Genomic DNA, 22,184 nt, shown 5'->3' on the forward strand with positions numbered 1-22,184 from the left:
GATCGTGGGAAAACCACAAACGTCCACAAGAATTATAGAAAAAGGACTCCTTAATCCGGCGTTCCCGGCGATTATTTTCCTGCTTTTCCTCGCGTTTGCAGTAGGCCTCCGTCACGGCCTTATCCAACGTGACAATCAACTGATTCAGGCCAACCTCGTCAACGAGACGGTGGCCATGGCCAACATTCTGGAGCGCGAATTCACCGTTCATGCCACCGCCATCGCCCGCATGGCCCACCGCCTGGATGTCTCACCGGATACAGCCGAAGCCACCTGGCGCCGGGATGCCCGCCACTATCTGGAGGATTTCGGGGTTTATCAGGCTATTGAATGGGTGGATCGCAATTTCATCATCCGCTGGCTGGAACCGCTGTCCCATGGCAACGAAAACGTCATCGGGTTTAACGTCGCCTTCTCGGAACGACGCCGCCAGGCTCTCGAACAGGCCAGGGCGTCCGGCAGCTACGACATTTCCGGGGTTATTGATTTAAAACAGGGTGGTAAGGGGCTGGTCATCTATGCTCCGGTGGGTACAGGGGTTGCCAACAACGGTTTTATAGCCGGCGTGTTCAGGATGGAGACCCTGGCCCACTTGCTGCTGACAGAGCGGGTTCAGCAGCATTTTCAGATCAATATTCTCAATAACGGCAGCCTCAGTTACCAGCTTCATAACTCTGGTGCTACCAATACCGGGTTTTCCCACACGGAGTCCGTTGAGCTACCGACCCTGAACTGGTCCATCGCTCTGCAGCCTACCCAGGAATGGCTCGATAAACAACGCAGCTACTGGCCCAGTATCACATTCGCCTCCCTGGTCTTTATCGGGCTTCTCACCAGCCTGACAACCCTGTTGGTCCAGCTCATTCTGAAACGTAACCGCGCCCTGCTCAAAACCCGCCGGCAGCTGGATAGGGAAATTGATCAGCGTCACGCGGTCCAGCAGGATCTGGCACGCCTTGAGTCCACAGACACTCTTACCGGCCTCGCCAATCGACGTTTTTTCATGGAAGACCTGTCCCACACCCTCAACATTGCAGACCGTCAGATGCGGCAGGTGGCGCTTATCCTGCTGGATCTGGATCGGTTCCAGATGCTTAACGATTCTCTCGGGCACCAGTTTGGCGATGAACTCCTGATCAAGGTGGCGGATCGCCTGAATCGCCTGAGCAGTGAACAGGCCCTGGTAGCCTACTCCGGCGGCGATGAATTCATGATCTGCCAGCAGCAGGTAGATGAAATTGATGATGTCATTCATTTACTGGGCCAGATCAAACAGTGCTTTGAACCGCCCTTCCGGATTCAGGGGGACGAGCATCAGGTAACGGCATCAATAGGTGTCGCGGTGTACCCCCAAAGCGGCCTGGACGCCGACACCCTGCTCCGGAATGCCGATGTCGCCCTTTACCGCGCCAAGGAGCAGGGTCGTAACAGCTATCAGTTCTACACGGAGGGTATGCAGGATCGCGAGATGATGCGCCTGGAGCTGGATAAGGACCTCAGCCAGGCTCTGGCCAACGATGAATTCGTCCTGTTCTTCCAGCCTCAGCTGGATCTGCAGAGTTCGGAAATCAATAGTGTTGAGGCACTGATTCGCTGGCAACACCCACGCAGGGGCCTGCTGTCTCCCGCAGAATTCATCCCCCTCGCAGAAGAAAGCGGCCGCATTAACGACATTGGTCGCTGGGTAGTGATGGCCGCATGCCAGCAACTGGCCCGCTGGAAAGACACTCCCTATGAAAACCTGCGCATTGCGGTAAACCTGTCTGGCCGCGAGCTGGACGACGAAAATCTGGTGGATCATATCCGTGACACACTGAAGGCGGAGGGCGTGCCGGCAAACCGTCTGGAGGTGGAGCTGACCGAGGAGATTTTCATCCAGAACATTGAGCACAACCTGAATCAGCTGTCCCGGCTCCGTCAGCTGGGTGTTCATCTGGCCATAGACGATTTCGGAGTGGGTTATTCTTCCCTCGGTTACCTGAGAGACTTTCCCGTTGATCTCCTGAAGATCGACCGTTCATTCATTACTGATGTCACGGAGCGCCACGATGACGCTGTGATTACCCGTGCCGTCATCAATCTGGCCCATAACCTCGGCATTCATGTGGTGGCAGAGGGCGTTGAAACTGAAGACCAGCTCCGCTTCCTGAAGAGCCATGGCTGCAATCTGATCCAGGGTTATCTGATCAGCCGTCCGCTGCCATCGGAAGATCTGGAAATGGCCCTGGAAAAGGGCCTGCTGCTGCCAGCCAATGCGGTGAACTGAATATGCCCATGCGCCACGCTAACTCCATCATCGGAACACTTCTCCTGGAAACGTTTTGCCATGGCAAGTAAATACCTGACTCCGGAACAGGATGCTCAACTTCGGCGCTGGGAGCGCTGGAATCGCAATTATTTTTTGTTTGCTTTCCCCGCCATGGTGGTTGTTCTGGTGTTCAGCAGCCAGCTGGGACTCTCCAGCGGAGACAGTTGGAGCTCATTGGGCATTCTGATCGCGGCCCTGGTGGCACCGATCATTGTTCTGCAACTCCGGCTCAAGTGCCCGGCCTGCGGGCACAAGATCGGCTGGCAGGCAAAGCTGATGGCCCCGGATCAGTGCAAAACCTGCGGTACGTTTCTTCGCGCCAGACAACGCTGATTTTTCCTTCCTGAAAAAAACCTTTGACCTGTGAGTTGCTCACAGGTTTTAGTCTAACTCCTATCTGATAAGCATCCGGTGCAGGTCGCATTGGTCATATCAGTTCTTTCGAAAACCGCTGTGAATACGTCCCTGTACGCTTGCTCTACGCCATCCATGGCTCCGAGCATTTTCGAAAGCACTGATATGACCAACGCTGCGAAACACCGGCGTTGCCTGCTATGTCTGGTCGTGTTTCAAGGGCGAAGGCGATGATCTGTATGAATGTTATCTGCAAGAGGGTTGTCTGATGAAAGTAAAAGACATTGCCAACGCCGCGGGGGTCAACCCGGATACGGTCCGGTTCTACACCCGTGAGGGGCTTTTAAAGCCAACGCGCAATCCTGACAACAACTACCAGCAATACGGTGCGGACGATCTGCGGCGCTTGCGCTTTGCCCGCAAGGCCCGTCAGCTTGGTTTTTCGCTACCGGAGATCCGGAACATTCTGGGCGAAGCCGATGAGCACCACTCACCTTGCCCGATGGTTCGGGAGGTCTTCGAGACGCGGCTGGCCGAGGTAGAGCGGGAGATTTCCGAGTTGCAGCAACTTCGAGAACGAATGAAGAACGCCCTGAGTGCCTGGCAAGACATGCCAGACGGTACTCCGGACGGACACACAATCTGCCGGTTGATCGAACACTGGGACGAACCCACAACACCCACTAATGGGAAAGGGGAATAACCGATGACTGAAGTTGCCGAATTGCACCCGGCCCTCTCCATTTCCGGAGCGAGTTGCCAGGGGTGTGCAAAGAAGATTCGTCATGCACTGGAGCCGCTGACCGGCGATACCGAACTGGTTGCGGTAGACCTCGAGAAGCAGACCGTTGCCCTCCCGGAAGGTCTTGATCTTGAGGACGCGGCTCGCCGTGTCACTGAGGCGGGTTATCCTGCTGAGCGCCTGGAGGAATTTACCGAAAAACCGTCGGGCTGCTGTTCCTCCAAAGATTCGGCCAGTAAACCGCATCAAAGCGACGCAATCCACGAGCACGGAAGCAACCCTGAGCCCGAGGCCGTACCCAGCTCGCCAGAGGGAGACCAGATCAATCTTTCAGTGACCGGTGCTACCTGTGCGTCCTGTGTAAATACCATTGAAAAAGCGATCCTGTCAGTCGCTGGTGTCACCCACGCTCACATGAACCTGGCCGACAACACGGCTACAGCGTCCGGGAATGTGGATCCCGCGGCAGTGGTCAGGGCCATCGAAAGCTCCGGCTACGGCGCCACTGTGATCGAGAATGCCGATGAGGCAGATGAGCGCAAGCAAGCGGAGGATCGGAAACTCTATAAATCCCTGCTGATCAAGATGGCGGTGAGCCTGTCTCTGGGGGTGGGTCTGATGGCCTGGGGTCTGTTGTCCAGCTCGATGATGGTGACCGAGGCAAATCAGGGAACATGGCTGACGCTGGGGGGTATCACATTCCTGGTGATGGCCCTGACCGGCGGTCATTTCTATATTGGTGCTGCCAAGGCGTTCCGGCACCACAATGCCAACATGGATACCCTGATTGCCCTGGGCACCGGCACGGCCTGGTTGTACTCCATCGTGGTTGCCAGTGTGCCAGAGCTACTGCCCGAGATGGCCCGACACGTGTATTTTGAGGCCTCGGCGATGATCATCGGCCTGATTAACCTGGGCCAGGCGCTTGAGTTGCGCGCCAAGGGCAAGACATCGGAAGCGGTTCGCCGTCTGTTGGATCTTCGGGCCAAGACTGCCCGGGTGATCCGGGATGGCGAGGAATACGACATTCCGGTAGAGGATGTTCGCAAAGGGGATCAGGTTCGCGTCCGGCCCGGTGAGAAGATTCCTGTGGACGGCGTCATCAGCGAGGGCAATACCCGGATCGATGAGAGCATGTTGACCGGCGAACCCATGCCAGTCAGCAAAAAAGAAGGCGATGAAGTCTCTGCCGGTACTCTGAATGCTCACGGTTCGATTATCTACAGGGCTACCCGGGTGGGCAGTGAAACCGCCCTCGCCCAGATTATCAGGTTGGTGAAAAAAGCCCAGGGCTCCAAACCGGCCATCGGACGCCTTGCGGACAAAATTTCATCGGTCTTTGTACCCACGGTCATGATCATTGCGGTGATTTCAGCCCTGGTCTGGTACAACGTCGGGCCGGATCCCGCGATCGTTCACATGATGGTCGCAGCGACCACCGTTCTGATTATTGCCTGCCCCTGTGCCCTTGGCCTGGCTACGCCCATGTCCGTCATGGTCGGTGTTGGTAAGGCGGCGGAATATGGTGCCCTGATCCGTCAAGGGGATGCTCTGCAGACGGCCGGAAAGCTGGATCTGGTCATTCTCGACAAGACCGGAACCATCACCGAGGGCCATCCAGCGGTCACCCGGATGCACGCTGTCAACGGTGACGAACGCCAACTACTCGCTCTCGCCGCCGGTCTGGAACAACATTCCGAACACCCATTGGCAGAAGCCATACTGGCCAAAGCGAAAGACATCAAAGTCGCACCTGAAAAGGTAACCGGGTTCGAAGTGCTCAATGGCAAGGGGGTAACCGGTGCACATGAGGGTCGGACGATTCGCCTGGGCAACCGGCGCTGGCTGGAACATGAGGGGTTAGACCTGGCGTCTCTGTCGAATGCCGCAACAACGATTACCGACGAAGCCGGGACTCCTTTGTTTCTCGCTGCAGATAACGAGGTAATCGGGGTGATCGGCGTCGCCGATGCGATCAAGCCCGACTCCAAGGCAGCGATTGAGCGCCTGCACAAAGCCGGGATCAAGGTGATGATGGTAACCGGCGACGTCGACGCTACCGCCAGGGCCATTGCCACCAAAGCTGGCATCGACGATTACCGGGCCGAAGTACTGCCTGAGGATAAAGCCGAGGTGGTCAGCGACATGCGCCGCAAGGGATACACCGTCGCCATGGTCGGTGATGGCATTAACGATGCCCCGGCTCTGGCAGCCTCCGACGTGGGCTTTGCCATCGGAACCGGTACAGACATTGCCATAGAGAGCGCCGCTATTACCCTGATGCGCGGCTCCCTTCACGGGGTTCCGGATGCCATAGAGATTTCCCGGGCCACGGTAAAAAACATTCACCAGAACCTGTTCGGTGCCTTCATATACAACTCCCTGGGTATACCAGTGGCAGCCGGCGTGCTTTACCCTTTATGGGGCATTCTGATGAGTCCGATACTGGCTGGAGCAGCCATGTCACTGTCATCGGTCACCGTCGTTACCAACGCCAACCGGCTACGGTTGTTCAGGACCAGCCAACCTGAAACAAACACCCCACGACAGGAGCGGAACTGATGGAAACATTACTGGTCAACGCTGGAGGTATCGCCCTGATTGCAGCCATCGTCTGGTGGTTCTGGTTATCCGGCTCTGGCAACAACGATTCACATGAACATCATCACTGAGGTATCAACCATGAGAAAAGTCACGCTGGCCATGGCCCTGACCGGTGCTATCGGATTCACCACGCCGCTGATGGCGGCAACCGCTGCCCAGAGCATTCATGTCTACAAATCACCAACCTGCGGGTGTTGTAAAGACTGGGTCAAGCACCTGGAAGACAACGGTTTTGACGTGGAAGTCACCGAAACCCAGAACCTCAATCCGATCAAGATGGATGCCGGACTGACACCCGCGCTCGCCAGCTGCCATACAGCGTTCATTGGCGACTATGTGATTGAGGGTCACGTACCGGCAGCCGATATCCAGCGGCTGGTAGCCGAGGCTCCCGATGCACGGGGACTGTCTGTTCCGGGGATGCCGATGGGGTCACCGGGCATGGAGATCGGTAACCGAAAGGATCATTATCAGGTTCTGATGTTTAACCACCAGGGACAAACCCGGGTGTTCTCAGAATACAACTGAGACTCTGTGTTTGCGGCATCAACGACCGTCCTCCATCCGTTGATGCCCGCTTTCCAGGCAGTGCCAACTTTTAGTCAGACTGTCCATTTTCTCTACAATCCACCTCTGTCCTGTTCTATCATTGTCATTAGTTAATGCAAATACCTGACAGGACCGCCCCTTGAGTTTGAAAACCCGCATCATCGGCCTTGCCGCCACGCTGATGATCGTCGCATCCCTGGCGTCATGGCTGGCCTATCAGGCACTGTCCGAAGACATTATCGAACGCTGGGGCCAGCAGGTCGCCGAGATACAGGTCCGCTATGACAGCGCCCGGCTGCTGCAATCTCTTGAACGGGAGATCGGTCTCGCCAAGCAGATGGCCAACTCCCAGGCCCTCATCAGTTGGGCCCAGACCCCGGACAACGACACCTTGGCGGCCGAAGCGATCAGGCAAATGGAGAGTTTCCGGGATAACTTCCGGGACAACAGCTACTTTGTCGCGCTCCGCAAGAATGGCCATTACTACTACAACAACGCCGCTAACGAGTTTGCCGACAATCAGTTCCGTTATGTCCTCGAGCCCGATAACCCGGACAACGCCTGGTTCTACCAACTGATCGAGGAAAACCGCGACTTTCACCTGAACGTCAATCCAGACGTTGAGCTTGGCGTCACCAAACTGTGGATCGACGTCGTGATGAGAAATGCCAACGGCGAGGCTGTCGGACTCGTAGGTACAGGTCTGAACCTCGACAGTTTCCTCCAGGACATTGTAGACATCGGCCAGGACGGCATCACAACCCTGTTCGTTGACTACAATGGCGCCATCCAGCTCTATCGTGATCGCAACTACATCGATTTCGCCAGCTTAGTTAAACCTGAAGGCCAGAAGAATACCGTCGACCTGCTGTTTGACGAAACTGAAGACAAACAGAAAATACTGGGCATGCTGCAACTGCTGAAAAAGCGCGATCAGGCCGGCGAGGTGGAAAGTGGTTTTGTCATGGTCGATGGCCAGAAACAACTCGCTGGCGTTGCCTACCTGCCCACCATTGGCTGGTTCGAGATCACCCTGCTGGATCTCAACACACTACTGCCCAACAGCTATCTCTGGCCTTTGCTGGGCGTGTTCCTGGCCGCACTGATTCTCACGCTCGTGCTGTTCCACACCATCATCCAGTCCAAGATACTCAAACCGATCACCACGCTTGAGAAGGCTGTGGAGGAGGTCCGGGGCGGCAGTTTTGAATTGCCACGCCTAGATAAGCCCGATAATGAAATTGGCCGGCTTTCACACCACTTCGAACAGATGGTAGATGCACTGGGCAACACCACACGCGAGCTGGAAGACAAGGTGGCCCAACGTACCGATGAGCTCAACCGCCTGGCACGTATCGACCCCCTGACCAGCCTGAAAAACCGCCGTGGCCTGGATGAAACCATGGAAGAGGAAATCCAGCGGGCGCGACGTCAGGGAAGCCGGTTTGGCGTGATCTGGATCGATGTCGATCACTTCAAGTCAATCAACGATCAACAGGGCCACCAGATTGGTGACCAGATTCTCTGCCGGGTCGCGCTCTGGCTAAAGGCGGGAGTACGCCCCTACGATCACCCCGGACGATGGGGAGGCGATGAATTCGTCGTTATTCTGTCCCCCTGTGATCCGGACACCCTGGCGGATATTGCCCATCGCATCCGCCAAATGGTGGAAAGAGAAAGCGAGCGCAGTGGAACTCCGGTCACCGTCAGCGTCGGAGCCTATCTGGCGGAAGCTGGCGAAACCAGTGACTCCATACTCCACCATGCAGACAGTGCTCTGTATGACGCTAAGCGCAATGGCCGCAACCGGGTGTGTATAAACACGACGGAAGGCGAAGAGATTAACCCACTGTAACGGGTCTGACTCACACAGCCATAACCGCTATACTCCGCCCCAACATCCATTTTTACCAACCAGGTTACTTCATGCTCAACGCCGACGCTCTCAGCCAGTTGCGCCAGCTGAAATCCGATATCAAAGATAACAAAGTGGTTTTCCCCGGCACCGTTAAAGCCACCAATGGCCGCTTCGGGTTCGTCGCCCTCGATGAGGGAAGGGATGTATTCCTGCCCCCCGAGGAGATGCAGAAAGTGCTCCCGGGCGACCGGGTCAACGTTACCGAACAAGAGGTGGACAAGGGCAAGACCCAGGGCATCGTGGACGAGCTCCTGGAAACGCACCTGACAACCTTTGTCGGCCGGTATCTGATCAAGGGTAAAGGTCACTTTGTGGTACCCGAGACTCCGGGCATCAACCGCTGGATTTTCATTCCTCCCAAAGAACGTCTGGGCGCCGGGCAGGATGACTATATCTACTGCCAGATTCACCGCCATCCGTTCAAGGACGGCAAAGGCCAGGCGAAAGTGCTTAGGGTACTCGGCAAAACCGGGGAGCCAGGCATTGAACGCGCTATGACCCTCGCAACGTTCGACCTGGCAGACAGCTGGCCGGATGCCGTGCAGAAGCAGGCGGACTCTCTGGGCGAGAGTGACATCGAGGCACGATCGACAGATCGGGAAGACCGGACCTCACAGCCCTTCGTTACCATCGACAGCCCGGGCACTCAGGACATGGATGATGCCCTGTTCGCCGAGCCGAATGCCACTGGCTGGACCCTGTCGATTGCCATCGCTGACCCGGCCTCGGTGATTGAGCCGGGCAGTGCTGCCGAACAGGAAGCTTTCAATCGGGCTACTGCTATCTACTTCCCGGGCGAGCCGCTGCCCATGTTGCCGGATAGCATCAGCACACGCCTGTGTTCACTGATGCCGGACGTAAAGCGACTCGCGCTGGTATGTGACCTTCAGGTCAACAACGATGGCAGCCTTGGCGACTACAGTTTCCATCAGGCGGTTATCCGTTCCCAGGGCAAGCTCAGCTATGAGCTGGTCTCCAACCTGATTGAAGGCCGGGAAGACGAAGAAACCGGTGCCCTTCCGGAAGTCGTCGCCAACAGCCTGGACCAGCTCCACCAGGCAGCAACCGCGCTGCGTAAATGGCGTGCTGAACACGCTCTGCTCAGCATGGACCGGCCGGAATTCCGGTTGCGGCTGGACGAAAACAAACGCATTCGGGCCATTGAGCCTGCCGCCCAGAATGAGGCCCATCGTCTGGTAGAAGAATGCATGGTCGCGGCCAACCGTTGCGCTGCCGATTTCCTCAGAAGCAAGGTGGATTCCGGGCTGTTCATTCAACACCCCGGCCTGCGCGATGATCGTGTGGACAACATCCGCGCTCTGCTGGCCAGCCATGCACCGCACCTGTCCGAGGTGGATGCAAACAGTGCCGAAGGTTTCAAACAGCTGATGAAACAGGCTGATGAGCTGGACGCCGAAGTGCCGGTCAAATCCATCATCTCCCGCCAGCTGGCCCGGGCCGAACTGGGCTTTGAAGCGGCGCCACACCAGGGTATGGGACTGGATGCCTACACCACATTCACTTCTCCGCTGCGCAAGTTCTCGGATTTCTACGTGCACCGGTTGATCAAGGCTGCGCTCTGGGACGTTCCCATGAAGGCCCTGAACAGCGAGCAACTGGAAGCACTCCAGAATGCCCAGATTCGTGCCCGGCAGGCCGCCGCCAGCCTCGAAGCATGGCTCAAGAGTGACTTTGCAAAAACTCTGGGCGAGGAGCCCATGGCCGGATTTATCAGCCGCACCGTACCATCAGGCTTTTTTGTGCGTCTGGATATCAACGGTCTGGAGGGTTTTGTCAGCTGTAAGGGGCTGGAAGGCAAGTACAGCTTTGATCCGGTCACCCTGCGCCTTATCCACAACAAAAATGGCCGTATCTTCCAGCTGGATCAGCCAGTAAAGGTCACTTTTGCCGGTGTGGATGAAGAACGCCGGCAGATCAACTTCCAGCTAGTGGAAACCACGGACTAGTCAATTCGGGCCCAGCTATGCTGGGCCAACAATATTTTGCAATGTTTTTCATGCGGTTACATAAGTGCGTTTTCTAACTTTTTGTTCTTAGATTTCATTCGGTTAATTTGTAACAAATCCGAATTTCCTGCCTTTAATCAAGGCGTTTCAGAGACACACCCCCAAATGGGGTGTATCTCTTTTATTAATAATTATTTATATATTCGCCCATTAACAAATGGGTCTCCGGTTTTGGGGACTGCATCACGGTCTTCAATTTTCGGAGTAGTCTATGCGCTCACCAGCTCAGAACGCCGCCACCCGCTGCCTTGGATCCCGGGCAAAGCTTTCAGCCGCTGCCATCACCAGTGCGCTGATTCTTTCCGGTTGCCAGGTGCACAGATTTGATACCTCCAGTATCGCAGCTTACGAAACAGCACAGGCCGACCAGATCGTTGTCCCCTTCCAGGTCGATGACAAAGACGTTGCCCAGTGGCTGAACGCGGATTCGGGTGACCTTCCCAAGATTGAGGTCCGACACACCGTAGAGCATGTTGACACCAACATGAATGCGCTCAGCCTTATTGGCTACATTGTGACCCTGAGCCTCATTCCGGGCCACGATGAATGGATCTACGAAGACACCATGAGCCTGACCTGGAACGATCAGGTTCTGCTGGAATCCACCGTCGACTACACCGTAGACGGCTATTTTTCCCTGTATTTCCCAACCCCCCTGCTGTTTCTCGGCACCATGGGGAATATGAATATGACAGCACCTCAAAGCGGCAGTGATGAAATCGAGAAAGCCCGCATCGCAGCGAACGATGCCCATCATGCCCAGGTGATCAATACCGTACTTGCCCAGAAATCCCGTTTTGATCAGCTTGATCTGTCATCTCCGGAACAGATCGCCCAGTATTTGCGAGGCTCGGACTCCCTGTCCGTCTATCGACCCTACGCCACCCTGCAGCTCGTGGAACTGGCCCCGGAAACCGACGCCCTCGCCTACCACCTGAGAAACACGGGTATCCCTGGCTATGTAGACCTCCTTGCCGAGCAGCATCAGGCCTGGCTGATCGGGCCTTCTGGTCTGACTGGTCTGGATCTCAAGCAGGCGCTCGACAGCGGCTCCACCGAAGACGAACTGCTGGTGGACATGCTCAACGCCTACCCGTCTGACGATGAACTGGAACAAGCCAAGATCGCTACCTACAGTGCGGACCTGGCACGGGGTGAGGTACATACGATGTCCTACTACGAAGAAAATCGTGGTTGGGTGCCTTACTACCCGGAGTTTACCGACGCTCATCGCGAGCAGCTCAGAGCTGGAGGCCTGCCTGAGAACATTGTTCGCCAGATGGACAACCGCAAACCGTCCCGGGAACTTCTTATTGCCGCAAAAACTGGCACTCTGAGGGACGAGAATGGCAATATCTACATTCCTACCGAGGAAGAGCTGATCGAGCAGCTGGTGCGTAAGGACAACCGTGGGCAATACATGAGCCCGTATACCAGCGATGACGTTCTGGCCGAATGGGTCAACTCTGCTATCAACGCCAACATTGGTGCGACCGCCGGCTCCGGCCTCGGCGCAGCAGCGGGTGCTTATGTAGGGCAGAAAGCCCTTGAACAAGTACCGTTCGTAGGCAGTTTCCTTGGCGGTGCCATCGGTTCAGAAATCGGCAACCAGGTTGGTCGCCAGACCGCTATCAGCGCCTCTGGTGGCTGGGAAGCGATCGAAGGCAGTTCTGACCGTAGCTTTGATGACTTGCAGTCCATGGTTCGCTACCTGCGCTTCAAGTACAGCGATACCCAGAATTTCACGGATGCGATGAATGCCGCCTCTCAAATTTACCCTGAGCTGGCCGACGCCCTCGCGCAAGCCTACTGAGACGAATAACGGAGAAACACATGTTCAAGAAGAATGCACTAACATCAGTCTGCGCTGCGGCTGCGACCGCCCTGGTACTGTCTGGCTGTGCCACCCCAAACGAGAACATCAAAGGCAAGCCCAGCGTCTATGAAGACGTCTCCACAACGGGTGCTGTGGGCGGCGTGGGCATCGAAAGCCAGGACGTGGTGGCAATGACCGATCAGATGATGCGAGACATGCTGGCCAATCCTATGCTGACTGGCCGTTCGACGTCGCCTCGCATCATTATCGACAACGAATACATCAAGAACGAAAGCACGTCAGTGATCAACACCAACATGCTCACCGACCGTCTGCGAATCGAACTGAACCGTGCCGCCAATGGCCGCATGATTTTCGTCGGTCGCCATTTCTCCGACATGGTCCAGAAAGAACGTGACCTGAAACGTGATGGCGCAGTTGACGGCGGTACGATCCGCCAGACGGCTGCCCAGGCTGGCGCAGACTTCCGTCTTGGCGGCCGCATTTCCTCTCTCGATGCCATCGACCGCAATACCGGCACCCAGTCCCGTTACAGCCAGATAACCTTCGAAATGGTAGATCTCGAGCTGGGCACCATCGTGTGGAGCGGACTTTACGAAATGAGGAAAGCAGCCCGTGATAATGTGGTCTACCGATAAGGGAATGATGAAGCCGGTGCTGGCGACGCTGATCGCCGGCACCCTGGCTGGTTGTGCCACCGGCCCGAAGGTCTATGACCGGGCCGACCTGGCACCGGCAGAACAGTCGCTGGTCAGCGGTAAACCCGACGTTCTGAAAACCGATTTCCAGAACCTGTTCGAGGAAGGCCAGCGTAACAAGGTTCTGAACCTCATGGAGATCGGGGTAAAGGCCTATCGCGCCGGTTATCACCAGGAAGCCAAGAATACCCTGACTCAGGCAAGGCTGGAGATCGAGAACGTCTACGCCGATAACGATGCGGCCCGCAAGGCCCGCAGTATCTGGTACGAAGAAGCCGAGAAGGACTTCAAGGGCGAACCCTACGAGCGCTCGATGGTCTATCTCTACCTCGGGCTGATCTACCTTGAAGAAGGCGACTACGGCAATGCCCGGGCCAGCTTCCTGGCAGGACTGCTTCAGGATGCTTTCGCCGAAGAAGAACAGAACAGCACCGATTTCGCGTTGTTACTTTACCTCGCCGGCTGGTCCGCCATGCAGATGGGTAGCGACCAGCTCGCCAAAGAGCACTTCGAAGAGCTGAAACTCTACCGCCCGGATGCCCCCATCCCGGACGCCAGCGACAATGCTCTGCTCCTGGTCGAAACCGGTAACTCACCCCGCAAGCTTGGCGATGGTGTTGGCCACTACCAACTGGTCTATCGCCGGGGCAAGAATTTCCGGGATGTCGGAGCCGAGTACCGCAACGGTGAAGAATGGTCCCCGGTCTATCCAATGGAAGACATCTTCTTCCAGGCGTCTACTCGTGGCGGCCGGGCAATCGATCGCATTGTTGAGGGCCAGATCCAGTACAAGGAAAACACCCGCGCCGTCGGCTCGACCCTGAGCAACGTCAGTCAGAACAGTACCCTGGCCGGGTTCAGTGCAGCTGCCGGTGGTGCCGCCGCCGCTGGCTTTGCCGCCATCAGCCTGATCAGCGTAGCGGCAGACGGCATGTCGGCTTCTGCCAACACCCGTGCCGATATCCGCTACTGGCACGGCCTGCCAGACACTATCCATCTGATGCCGGTGACGGCCACTGCAGGGGACCCGGTCACCATCCGGTTCCTCGACGAAAACGGCCGGCCGGTGCCCGGTCTCACGGACAGTACCGAGTTCAAATTTGATGGTCGCGGCGCCGGCCTGGCATTTGCCACTTCCCGTCGCCCGACTCCAGGAGGAAGCCAATGACCCGTATTCTGAAATCCCTGACTGCCCTGGCCATTGGAGCCAGCCTTGTTGCAGGCTGCGCCCCCTACCGGTCGGCGGACAGCACAAAACTGACAGAACGCACTGCACCGGTCACCATGAATTCCGTGGTTTTCACCGACTACAACCTCAGTCGTTCCTGGGACGGAGGCATCTTCGGTGATAAGGAGCGCTACCGTCTGTCACTGGTTCAGCACGGCCAACGGCCCACCGCGACAGGTACAACCGAAGTTTATGCGGTTCTGCGCAACCACACCGATTACGACTATCGAATCGAGGCACGAACGCAGTTCTTCGATCAGGACGGTGTCCCGGCCGACGTCAAACCTACGTGGCAGCGCAGCACGATACCGGCAAACAGCATATCGACCTACCGTGAACTGTCCACCTCCACGCAGCCTCTGCAGTACAGAGTGGAAATCCGGGAGCTGAACTGATGAAACGACTGGCCCTGGCACTCTGCGTGCCGCTGCTGGCACCCGGCCTGAGCCTGGCAGCCAGCCAGACTCACGAAGCTGCTCCCATGATGGCACCCGCCCAGAAGCCGCTGACCGACGATGATCTGATCAACGATCGTAACGCTCCACAGCGTCAGGAAAGTGCGGACAGCATCATCAAGCGATTCCGCGCTGCCTTTGGCAGTGAAACACCAAGGGTTGCCGTGTTCTGGAACCGCAGCTTTGACGATCAGGTCAGCGACTGGAGCAGCAACACCCGAGGTGTTGTCTCTGCCCGGGGCTCCCTGAAGGGCGAAGTGCCAGATGGCAAGGTTAACCTTGATGGTCAGGGACAGGTCGCTGCCCAAGGTGAATATCGCTCAAACCGTCGCTCTGCTCCGGCAGGCCCTGCGTTTGAGCTGCAAAGTGGTCTGGTCAGTCAGTTGAACGATGCCGGTGTGACCGTGGTAGATCGAGACGCCATTATGCGGATTACCGACAACGCACTGGAAACCGGAGACTTCTCCCGCCTGTCACCGGACCAGCGTCGCCTGGAAATGAGAGCCCTGGGCGAACACGCAGACATGCTACTGGTCTTCCGCAAGCTGGCCCACGACAAGTTCGAAATTGAAGTGCTGGACGTCCGCGATGGCGCTATCCGAGCCATGCTGAGTTCCAACGGCGTACCACCGGAAAAGGACAAGTCCCACCAGTGGAAAGCCACCGATCACGGATTTCAGAAGGTTGAGCAGACGGTCACCCTGGACGAAATCGGCCAGGAACTGGCACTGCAGACTATCGCGAAACTGGGCCGCTGACACAGCGGCCTTTTTTCGCAGCCCATTTTGAGGAGAATTCTGTTTTGAAGGCACTGAACCCCAGATCTATCCTGATCCTGGCCCCCTTGGCTGCGTCACTCGTCGGCTGCGCCAGTTCATCATCCATACCCATACCTTCAGATCCAGCTCAGATGAATGCCGGCCAGAGGTTTTATGCCGGATACACCGACTGCGCCAGACAGGATCGTAACGGCGAAATCATCCGGATTTATCCACAATCGTCTGCAGTGACCCGAGAACCAGAAACCTTCAACTACACCTGGTGGTGTGCGGACATCGACGGCTCGTCCTACCCGAGCAGCGTATCCAGTCATCCGATCCCGAAAGCCGATCACCCCGGAAACGGGCTCATTGGCGCGTCTATGGAACAAACTGACTCCGGGATCTTTATCTTCTGGATTGCTCCCGGTGGCAGTGCCAATGAGAACGGGGAATTAACCATCGGCGACCAGGTACTGTCAGTGAAACCAACGCCCGATAGCCAGGATGTCAGCTTAAGCACTCTCAACCTGAATCAGGCAACATGGCTTATCCGGGGTGAACCTGGAACCGAGGTTCAGCTTACCGTTCAAAGTCCTGACAGCGCGACGCCAAAGACGATTACTCTTACCCGATCTCTGGGCAAACAGAGCGACATGGAATTGCTAACCGCCGTGATGCAGGAGCGTCAGCAGAAAGCAGAGCAAGAAGCCCGCAAAAGCCTGGTGATCCGGGACAACTCCGGGCAGTACATGAGCCCCTATACCAGCGATCGGGTTACAGCCGAGTGGGTCAACAAGGCCCTGAATGCCAACATTGGCGCGACCGCCGGCAGCGTGGTTGGCGCAGCGGCAGGTGCCTACGCGGCTAACAAGGCTCTGGAATCTGTGCCCTTCGGGAGCCTGCTGGGTGGTTTCGTTGGTTCGTCTGTCGGAAAAGATATCGGTCGCAGTACCGCCATCGAAAGCATCGGCGGTTGGGACTACGTACGCTCAACCTCTGACATGAGTTTTCGCTCCCTGGCAGACATGGCCCAGTATCTGAAAGCCGAGCACGGTACCGATCCGAACTTCGGTGATGTGGTAAACGCCACCAGCCAGATCTATCCCGAATTCGCTGCGGCCTTCGCTGCAGCGCGATAGGTCGGTCACTCGTCGCGGCTGTCCAGCATCTGCTCCAGCCGCGCGTCCTTGTCCTGCCACAACCCCGCCAGCCAGTCCTTTACGTTCCTGCGATGTTCTCCATCGCTGGAATAGTCATGGCCTTTGAGGTGGGCGGGGATTTTGGAAGTGCGAATATCCAGGTGAATCTCCAGCACCCGGCCACAGAGGAAATCCCAGAAGGTCGGTGCGCCATTCGGATAGGCTATGGTGACATCTACCAGAGTTTCGATGGAATCACTCATCGCATCCAGCACAAAGCCAACGCCGCCCGCCTTTGGCAGCAGAAGATGCTGATAAGGTGATTTCTGCTTGTCGTGCTTGCTCTGGGTAAAGCGTGTACCTTCTACAAAGTTCATCACGCTCACAGGCGTGTAGCGGAACTTTTCGCAGGCTTTCTGGGTGGATTTCAGGTCCTCGCCACGCTTTTCCGGGTGTTTGATCAGGTATTCCCGGGTGTAGCGTTTCATGAATGGAAAATCCAGCCCCCACCACGCCAGCCCAATGACCGGCACCCAGATCAGTTGCTGTTTCAGGAAAAACTTCAGGAACGGCGCCCTACGGTTGAACACCCGCTGCATCGCCACAATATCCACCCAGCTCTGGTGGTTGCTTAACACCAGGTACCAGCTTTCACGCTTGAGCTGGTCGGCACCATCCACCTGCCAGCGGGTGCCGTGTGTCAGTGTCATCCAGCCAACGTTTCCTGCCACCCAGGCTTCGGCAATCCAGATAATCAGGCGGGTGCACAGCACCCGGAATCCCTTAACCGGAATAATCAGCTTCAACACCGCCGGAATGTAGAGAAGCAGACACCAGAAAAGGGTGTTGATACCCAGCAGAACCGAATTTAGGACGCCGATAACGGGAGCTGGAAGGAAGCTGAGCATGATATTCCTGTTGTTGGTTGTTTACTCCTGAGGCGAGCCATAATAACAGCCGTTTTCGACAATGGGCAGTGGCCGGATATGACTATTATGCCTGCCTCCCTGGACGGTTTTGCCATAGGCCTGCCTGGCCCCGTAGGTTAGTGTTGCACCGACTGATCATGCTCACACTCTGGGATAACGCACCAAGGGCCGCCCGATGCCAAATCTAATCAAAACAGCCGCCAGCAAAGCCTCTGGCCTGACCCGTCAAACGGCACGTTATGCAGGCAATGCGTTCGACCGGGTATTCCGCGCGGCCAGCCTTGTTCAGGCAGGTCAGACACCATTCGAAACGCTGCACAGCGACGGTCTGGTCAGCCTCCGCTACTACCCGCCGCTGGGAGAGGACTCCATCCAGCTGGGTGACGAGGTTATCGCTGTAGAACGCCAAACTCACCGGACACCGGTCGTCATCATCCCGCCCTTGGCAGTGAACATGCTGATCTATGACCTGTTTCCGCAACGCAGCCTGGTGCGTTTCCTGCGGGCCAAGGGTTTCGAGGTCTATCTGATTGACTGGGGCGTACCGGGGCGCGAGCACACCCACTACAACATGCACACCTACGCCGCTGAATTATTGCCGGCTTACCTGAACCGGGTGCGAGAGCACAGTGGCGAGCAGGAGTTGTCTCTGCATGGATGGAGCATGGGCGGGATGTTCACCCTGTTTTATTCGGCCCTCAGTCAGGATCAGCATGTCCGCAATGCCATCGTTCTGGGTTCGCCCATCGACAGTCATGCCTCCGGGTTTATGGGCTGGATGTACCGGCGTATTTCGGGAGCAGCCGAGGTGGTGCGCAACCGGACGGGCTTTCGTATCCACAACGTAAAACCCCAGTGGTTCCATACCCCGGGCTGGGCCAATACCATCGGTTTCAAGCTCACTAATCCTATCGGCAGTGTGATGGGCTACTGGGAACTGATTGTGCGCCTGGGTGATCGGGAGTTTGTCACCAACCATGCCACAACGTCGGCGTTCCTTGACCGGATGGTCGCCTACCCCGGCGGTATCATTCAGGATACGGTGGTTCGTGTGTGGATCGATAATCAGCTTTCCCAAGGCGAGATCCAGATTGGTGATGACGTTGCCCGCCTTGAGAATGTAAGTGCCAACTTACTGGCAGTGGCCGGCAAGGAGGACACCATGGTCACACCAGGTGCCGCCAAGCGGGTGATGGATCATGTCAGCTCCAGCGATAAAACGTTCCGGGTAATTCCCGGCGGCCACATGGGGATTCTGGCGGGCAGCAAGGCGCCGAAGGAAAGCTGGCTGGAGATGGCGGAGTGGCTGGCTGAGCGGTCTGACTAGTTATTGGTGTATGCCGGCAAGTGTGGGGAATGGCGTGCCAAAACCCGCTCAAGCACGTCCATGTGACGCTTGAGCTCCGCCATCCCTGGCTCCGCACAGTTTTGGCACGCCATTCCCCACACTCGCCTCCGATAACCTCGCCACAGCCTTCGACCTAACAAATCCCGGTTCTGGCTACACCCAGACAGTCCAGTTACACTGCAACCCATGAACCCCGTTGATATATTGAATCTGGACTTTCGTGCTCTGAGCACCTTCCTCGCCGTACTGGACGAAGGCAGTGTTTCCCGCGCTGCAGAGCGCCTCGGTGTTACCCAGTCTGCCGTGAGCCATACACTGGAGCGGCTGCGGAAGAGCCTTGGTGATCCTCTGTTTGTGAAGTCCGGCAGGGGGATCGTCCCCACACAGTATGCTGTTCAGGCGGGGCCTCATATCCGGCAGATTCTGGATGACCTTCAATCCCTCTCGAAGGGCCCGCCATTCAGCCCTTCGTCTGCCGAGTTCTCGTTTACCATCGCAGCGAATGATTACCAGCGGGACTTGCTGCTCCCGGGTCTGTCTAAAACCCTGCGTCGGGAAGCACCGGGGATAAGCCTTCAGGTTATGCCATCAGGAATTCCAACGGCCGACATGCTGAGGAAGGATGCCTGCGACCTGATTATTTCGCCCCACGCACCGGAAGCCACGGATATCATGCAACGGGGTTTGATGGCCGATCATATGGCCGTGTTTTACGATCCAGAACGGCGGGGACCACCCCGTGATCTCGCAGAGTACCTGCAGGCAGATCACATTTCCGTTTTGTTTGCCTCGGGCGAGAAGCCCGCTTTCGAGACGTCTCTTTCTGCGCGTGGCGTCTCTCGCCGAAGTGCTGTTACGGTCTCGAACTTTTCCGGTATTCCTGAATTTCTTCGCGGCACGGACATGCTGGCGACGGCACCGCAACTGATGAGCAAGCACTTACTTCGAGACTTTCCGTCGGTGCCGCTGCCGTTCGACTACAAGCCTTTTACCCTGCTGATGCTGTGGCACCGCCGCAATCAGAATGACCCCGCGCATCGCTGGCTTCGCAATCAGGTTAATGCCGTTGCGGCCACGATGAATAAGCTTCCCGGCTAATCAATTAGTTTCATTCATACGTTGTATTAGCGAAGCACCGTTATTTTCTTCCTGAACACTCCCTAGACTCACTCCTTCAGCCAGAAGGCGGGAGTGGGGTGCGCTTTCCAAAACTGTGCGGAGCCATGGATGGCGGAGCTCAAGCGCCACATGGATGTGCCGCCAGGAGCGGGTTTTGGAAAGCGCACCCCACTCCCGCCTACCCCCAATGTAAGGTATGGACATCGAATGCTCGCACTCACCAGCATCTGGACAACCGTTCTACTCGCCGCCGCCGTGGCTTTGGGTCCGCTTGCGACGGATATGTACCTGCCAGCGTTGCCCCAGATTGGTTCTGAATTCGGCACAGGAACAGACAAGGTACAACTGACGCTTAGCCTGTACATGGCAGGCTTTGCCATTGCCCAGCTGGCCTATGGCCCATTGGCAGATCGCTTTGGGCGTAAGCCCATCATGATCTGCGGCATGATCCTCTTCGCCATCGCCAGTGTTGGCTGCGCACTTGCCACGAATATCGAAACCCTTATGGCCTGCCGGTTCCTGCAAGCATTGGGTGGATCTGCCGGCCCCGTGCTTGGCCGGGCCGCTATCCGGGATATCTATACCCCACGGGAAGCGGCAAAAATCCTGGCTATCCTTGCAAGCATGATGGCCCTTGCACCAGCAGTTGCACCAACTATTGGCGGCTTTCTGGTTACCAGTTTCGGTTGGTCTTCCATTTTCACAACACTGGCCGTGTATGCACTGTTGATGGCAGTTGTTGTAGCGATCGGCATGCCGGAACCCATGCGCCCGGAATATCGTCAGCCCCTTAAGCTATGCAACCTCATGCGGAATTACCGGCACATAGCCACCGACGTGACGTTCCTCGGCTATACCCTGACCAACGCCCTGATTTTCTCCGGCCTGTTTGCTTTCCTGTCCGGCTCATCGTTTGTTCTGATCGACTTTCTTGAGGTAAAACCCGAACACTTCGGACTGTATTTCGCTGGTATCGTGGTTGGCTATGTTTCCGGAAATATGACGGCCGTGCGTCTAAGCAGCAAGTTACTGCCGGATCAGATTCTCGTCAGAGGTCTTCTGGTTGCGGTTGCGGGTGGCGTGATCATGGCCGGACTGGCGATGGCTAACGTCTACAGCCCATGGGCGGTCATCATTCCGCAAGCCATTTTCATGGCGGGCACCGGGATGGTGTTACCCCAGACCATGGCTGGCGCGCTGGCCAACTTCCCTCGCATGGCTGGCTCTGCCTCTGCCCTGTTCGGGTTTGCACAAATGGCCATTGCCGCGATTGCTGGCGCGCTCGTCGGGCACCTTCACGATGGTACCTCGCTGGTGATGGCCCTCGTGATCTGCGGCAGCGCAGGGCTGGCCCTCGCCGCTTATCTGCTGGTGGTCCAGAGCAATCCGGCTCCGGGCTTTGAGCCTGAAAGCGCTTCGGCCCAGTAGATATTGGCCGTTGGTGGGCTTTCCTTGAGTGGTGGTTAGGATGCAAGATAGTCCAAATTGGACTAAACAGAGTAGATCCCAATACCCGGGCCCAACCTACCCAACACCAAGGAGTATTGATATGAGCAAGGTAACCCTCGGCGGCGAACCCATTGAACTGAGTGGCAACTTTCCTGAAGCTGGCGACAACGCCGCGCCCTTCACCCTGACCAGCAGCGGTCTGGAAGAAGTCAAACTCGACAACTGGGCAGGCAAGCGCAAGATCCTGAACATCATCCCCAGCATCGACACCGGCGTGTGTGCGGCCTCTACCCGAAAGTTCAACGAAAAGGCCAGCAGCCTGGATAACACCGTTGTTCTGGTGGTCTCCGCGGATCTGCCATTCGCATCCTCCCGTTTCTGTGGTGCAGAAGGTCTGGAAAACGTGGAAACACTGTCCACCTTCCGTAACTACAGCTTCCAGCAGGACTACGGCGTCGCCATTCAGGACGGTCCGCTGGCCGGACTCTGCGCCCGTGCAGTCGTGGTTCTGGACGAAGACAACAAGGTTCTATACAGCCAGTTGGTCAGCGAGATCAAAGAAGAGCCGGATTACGACGCTGCGCTGAAGGCTCTCTAAGTAGACGACTACCCGCTTTCCCGGGCAGACAATCCCGATGCCCGGTGTCAGCCGTACGAATCAGCCCTCACAGACTGTGCATTGCCATGGATGGCAATGCCAGCCCCGCACGAATGGGTGT

Annotated in this window: 18 protein-coding genes; 17 read left to right on the forward strand and 1 reads right to left on the reverse strand. The window is 56.8% G+C overall.

The genetic code is table 11. The features are described 5' to 3' along the window. The first annotated feature begins 4 nt into the window (after positions 1-4). From FWJ25_RS13155 to FWJ25_RS13215, 13 genes are all read left to right on the forward strand, one after another. Entirely contained in the window at positions 5-2,266 is a 2,262-nt protein-coding gene (locus tag FWJ25_RS13155; RefSeq protein WP_149600721.1) for a putative bifunctional diguanylate cyclase/phosphodiesterase, read from the forward strand. 60 nt (positions 2,267-2,326) lie between these two features. Next, positions 2,327-2,641 carry a hypothetical protein gene (locus FWJ25_RS13160; RefSeq protein WP_149600722.1) on the forward strand — a complete coding sequence of 105 codons (315 nt, stop codon included), beginning with the start codon at positions 2,327-2,329 and terminating at the stop codon, positions 2,639-2,641. A gap of 289 nt (positions 2,642-2,930) precedes the next feature. After that, entirely contained in the window at positions 2,931-3,365 is a 435-nt protein-coding gene (locus FWJ25_RS13165) for a MerR family transcriptional regulator (RefSeq protein ID WP_149600723.1), read from the forward strand. Between the two features lie 3 nt (positions 3,366-3,368). Further along, positions 3,369-5,966, forward strand: coding sequence for a heavy metal translocating P-type ATPase (locus tag FWJ25_RS13170; RefSeq protein ID WP_149600724.1), 2,598 nt, complete (start codon positions 3,369-3,371; stop codon positions 5,964-5,966). Between the two features lie 120 nt (positions 5,967-6,086). Beyond that, positions 6,087-6,536, forward strand: coding sequence for a DUF411 domain-containing protein (locus FWJ25_RS13175; RefSeq protein WP_149600725.1), 450 nt, complete (start codon positions 6,087-6,089; stop codon positions 6,534-6,536). A 160-nt stretch (positions 6,537-6,696) separates the two neighbouring features. Next, positions 6,697-8,412, forward strand: a complete 1,716-nt coding sequence (locus FWJ25_RS13180) for a sensor domain-containing diguanylate cyclase (RefSeq protein WP_149600726.1) — start codon at positions 6,697-6,699, stop codon at positions 8,410-8,412. Positions 8,413-8,483: 71 nt separating this feature from the next. Continuing rightward, a complete protein-coding gene (locus FWJ25_RS13185; protein ID WP_149600727.1) occupies positions 8,484-10,442 on the forward strand; it encodes a ribonuclease R family protein in 1,959 nt (652 codons plus the stop codon). Between the two features lie 271 nt (positions 10,443-10,713). Further along, positions 10,714-12,315 (forward strand): carboxyl-terminal protease-like protein, encoded by a 1,602-nt coding sequence (locus FWJ25_RS13190; protein WP_149600728.1) that lies wholly within the window; start codon positions 10,714-10,716, stop codon positions 12,313-12,315. Between the two features lie 20 nt (positions 12,316-12,335). Beyond that, a complete protein-coding gene (locus FWJ25_RS13195; RefSeq protein ID WP_149600729.1) occupies positions 12,336-12,977 on the forward strand; it encodes an LpoB-related protein in 642 nt (213 codons plus the stop codon). Next, on the forward strand, positions 12,961-14,205 hold the full coding sequence (locus FWJ25_RS13200; protein WP_149600856.1) for a COG3014 family protein: 1,245 nt from the start codon (positions 12,961-12,963) through the stop codon (positions 14,203-14,205). The genes FWJ25_RS13195 and FWJ25_RS13200 overlap by 17 nt, the downstream gene beginning before the upstream one ends. Next, entirely contained in the window at positions 14,202-14,660 is a 459-nt protein-coding gene (locus FWJ25_RS13205) for a YcfL family putative periplasmic lipoprotein (protein ID WP_149600730.1), read from the forward strand. Before FWJ25_RS13200 ends, FWJ25_RS13205 begins: the two co-directional genes overlap by 4 nt. Further along, positions 14,660-15,478, forward strand: a complete 819-nt coding sequence (locus FWJ25_RS13210) for a hypothetical protein (protein ID WP_149600731.1) — start codon at positions 14,660-14,662, stop codon at positions 15,476-15,478. The genes FWJ25_RS13205 and FWJ25_RS13210 overlap by 1 nt, the downstream gene beginning before the upstream one ends. A 44-nt stretch (positions 15,479-15,522) precedes the next feature. Next, positions 15,523-16,620: a S41 family peptidase gene (locus tag FWJ25_RS13215; RefSeq protein ID WP_149600732.1), complete on the forward strand. Its 1,098-nt coding sequence runs from the start codon at positions 15,523-15,525 to the stop codon at positions 16,618-16,620. Between the two features lie 5 nt (positions 16,621-16,625). Here the strand turns inward: FWJ25_RS13215 and yihG are convergent, their stop codons facing one another. Beyond that, positions 16,626-17,528, reverse strand: a complete 903-nt coding sequence (yihG, locus tag FWJ25_RS13220) for a 1-acylglycerol-3-phosphate O-acyltransferase, YihG family (RefSeq protein WP_149600733.1) — start codon at positions 17,526-17,528, stop codon at positions 16,626-16,628. 196 nt (positions 17,529-17,724) lie between these two features. On the opposite strand from yihG, the gene FWJ25_RS13225 reads away from it, so the two are divergent. The 4 genes from FWJ25_RS13225 (at position 17,725) to tpx (ending at position 22,063) form a co-directional block, all read left to right on the forward strand. Next, entirely contained in the window at positions 17,725-18,876 is a 1,152-nt protein-coding gene (locus FWJ25_RS13225; RefSeq protein WP_149600734.1) for an alpha/beta fold hydrolase, read from the forward strand. Between the two features lie 207 nt (positions 18,877-19,083). Then, positions 19,084-19,995 (forward strand): LysR family transcriptional regulator, encoded by a 912-nt coding sequence (locus tag FWJ25_RS13230; protein WP_149600735.1) that lies wholly within the window; start codon positions 19,084-19,086, stop codon positions 19,993-19,995. Positions 19,996-20,223: 228 nt separating this feature from the next. Continuing rightward, a complete protein-coding gene (locus FWJ25_RS13235) occupies positions 20,224-21,444 on the forward strand; it encodes a Bcr/CflA family multidrug efflux MFS transporter (protein ID WP_149600857.1) in 1,221 nt (406 codons plus the stop codon). Between the two features lie 121 nt (positions 21,445-21,565). Continuing rightward, entirely contained in the window at positions 21,566-22,063 is a 498-nt protein-coding gene (gene tpx / locus FWJ25_RS13240) for a thiol peroxidase (protein ID WP_149600736.1), read from the forward strand. Positions 22,064-22,184 lie beyond the last annotated feature (121 nt).

The organism is Marinobacter salinexigens, assembly GCF_008370345.1.
Lineage (GTDB): Bacteria > Pseudomonadota > Gammaproteobacteria > Pseudomonadales > Oleiphilaceae > Marinobacter > Marinobacter salinexigens.

What these genes read in the sequence shown, in the direction of transcription:
- FWJ25_RS13160 (WP_149600722.1), top strand. Translation starts at nt 2,327, where the DNA reads ATGGCAAGTAAATACCTGACTCCGGAACAGGATGCTCAACTTCGGCGC.
- FWJ25_RS13165 (WP_149600723.1), top strand. Translation starts at nt 2,931, where the DNA reads ATGAAAGTAAAAGACATTGCCAACGCCGCGGGGGTCAACCCGGATACG.
- FWJ25_RS13170 (WP_149600724.1), top strand. Translation starts at nt 3,369, where the DNA reads ATGACTGAAGTTGCCGAATTGCACCCGGCCCTCTCCATTTCCGGAGCG.
- FWJ25_RS13175 (WP_149600725.1), top strand. Translation starts at nt 6,087, where the DNA reads ATGAGAAAAGTCACGCTGGCCATGGCCCTGACCGGTGCTATCGGATTC.
- FWJ25_RS13185 (WP_149600727.1), top strand. Translation starts at nt 8,484, where the DNA reads ATGCTCAACGCCGACGCTCTCAGCCAGTTGCGCCAGCTGAAATCCGAT.
- FWJ25_RS13190 (WP_149600728.1), top strand. Translation starts at nt 10,714, where the DNA reads ATGCGCTCACCAGCTCAGAACGCCGCCACCCGCTGCCTTGGATCCCGG.
- FWJ25_RS13195 (WP_149600729.1), top strand. Translation starts at nt 12,336, where the DNA reads ATGTTCAAGAAGAATGCACTAACATCAGTCTGCGCTGCGGCTGCGACC.
- FWJ25_RS13200 (WP_149600856.1), top strand. Translation starts at nt 12,961, where the DNA reads ATGTGGTCTACCGATAAGGGAATGATGAAGCCGGTGCTGGCGACGCTG.
- FWJ25_RS13205 (WP_149600730.1), top strand. Translation starts at nt 14,202, where the DNA reads ATGACCCGTATTCTGAAATCCCTGACTGCCCTGGCCATTGGAGCCAGC.
- FWJ25_RS13210 (WP_149600731.1), top strand. Translation starts at nt 14,660, where the DNA reads ATGAAACGACTGGCCCTGGCACTCTGCGTGCCGCTGCTGGCACCCGGC.
- yihG (WP_149600733.1), bottom strand. Translation starts at nt 17,528, where the DNA reads ATGCTCAGCTTCCTTCCAGCTCCCGTTATCGGCGTCCTAAATTCGGTT.
- FWJ25_RS13225 (WP_149600734.1), top strand. Translation starts at nt 17,725, where the DNA reads ATGCCAAATCTAATCAAAACAGCCGCCAGCAAAGCCTCTGGCCTGACC.
- FWJ25_RS13230 (WP_149600735.1), top strand. Translation starts at nt 19,084, where the DNA reads ATGAACCCCGTTGATATATTGAATCTGGACTTTCGTGCTCTGAGCACC.
- FWJ25_RS13235 (WP_149600857.1), top strand. Translation starts at nt 20,224, where the DNA reads ATGCTCGCACTCACCAGCATCTGGACAACCGTTCTACTCGCCGCCGCC.
- tpx (WP_149600736.1), top strand. Translation starts at nt 21,566, where the DNA reads ATGAGCAAGGTAACCCTCGGCGGCGAACCCATTGAACTGAGTGGCAAC.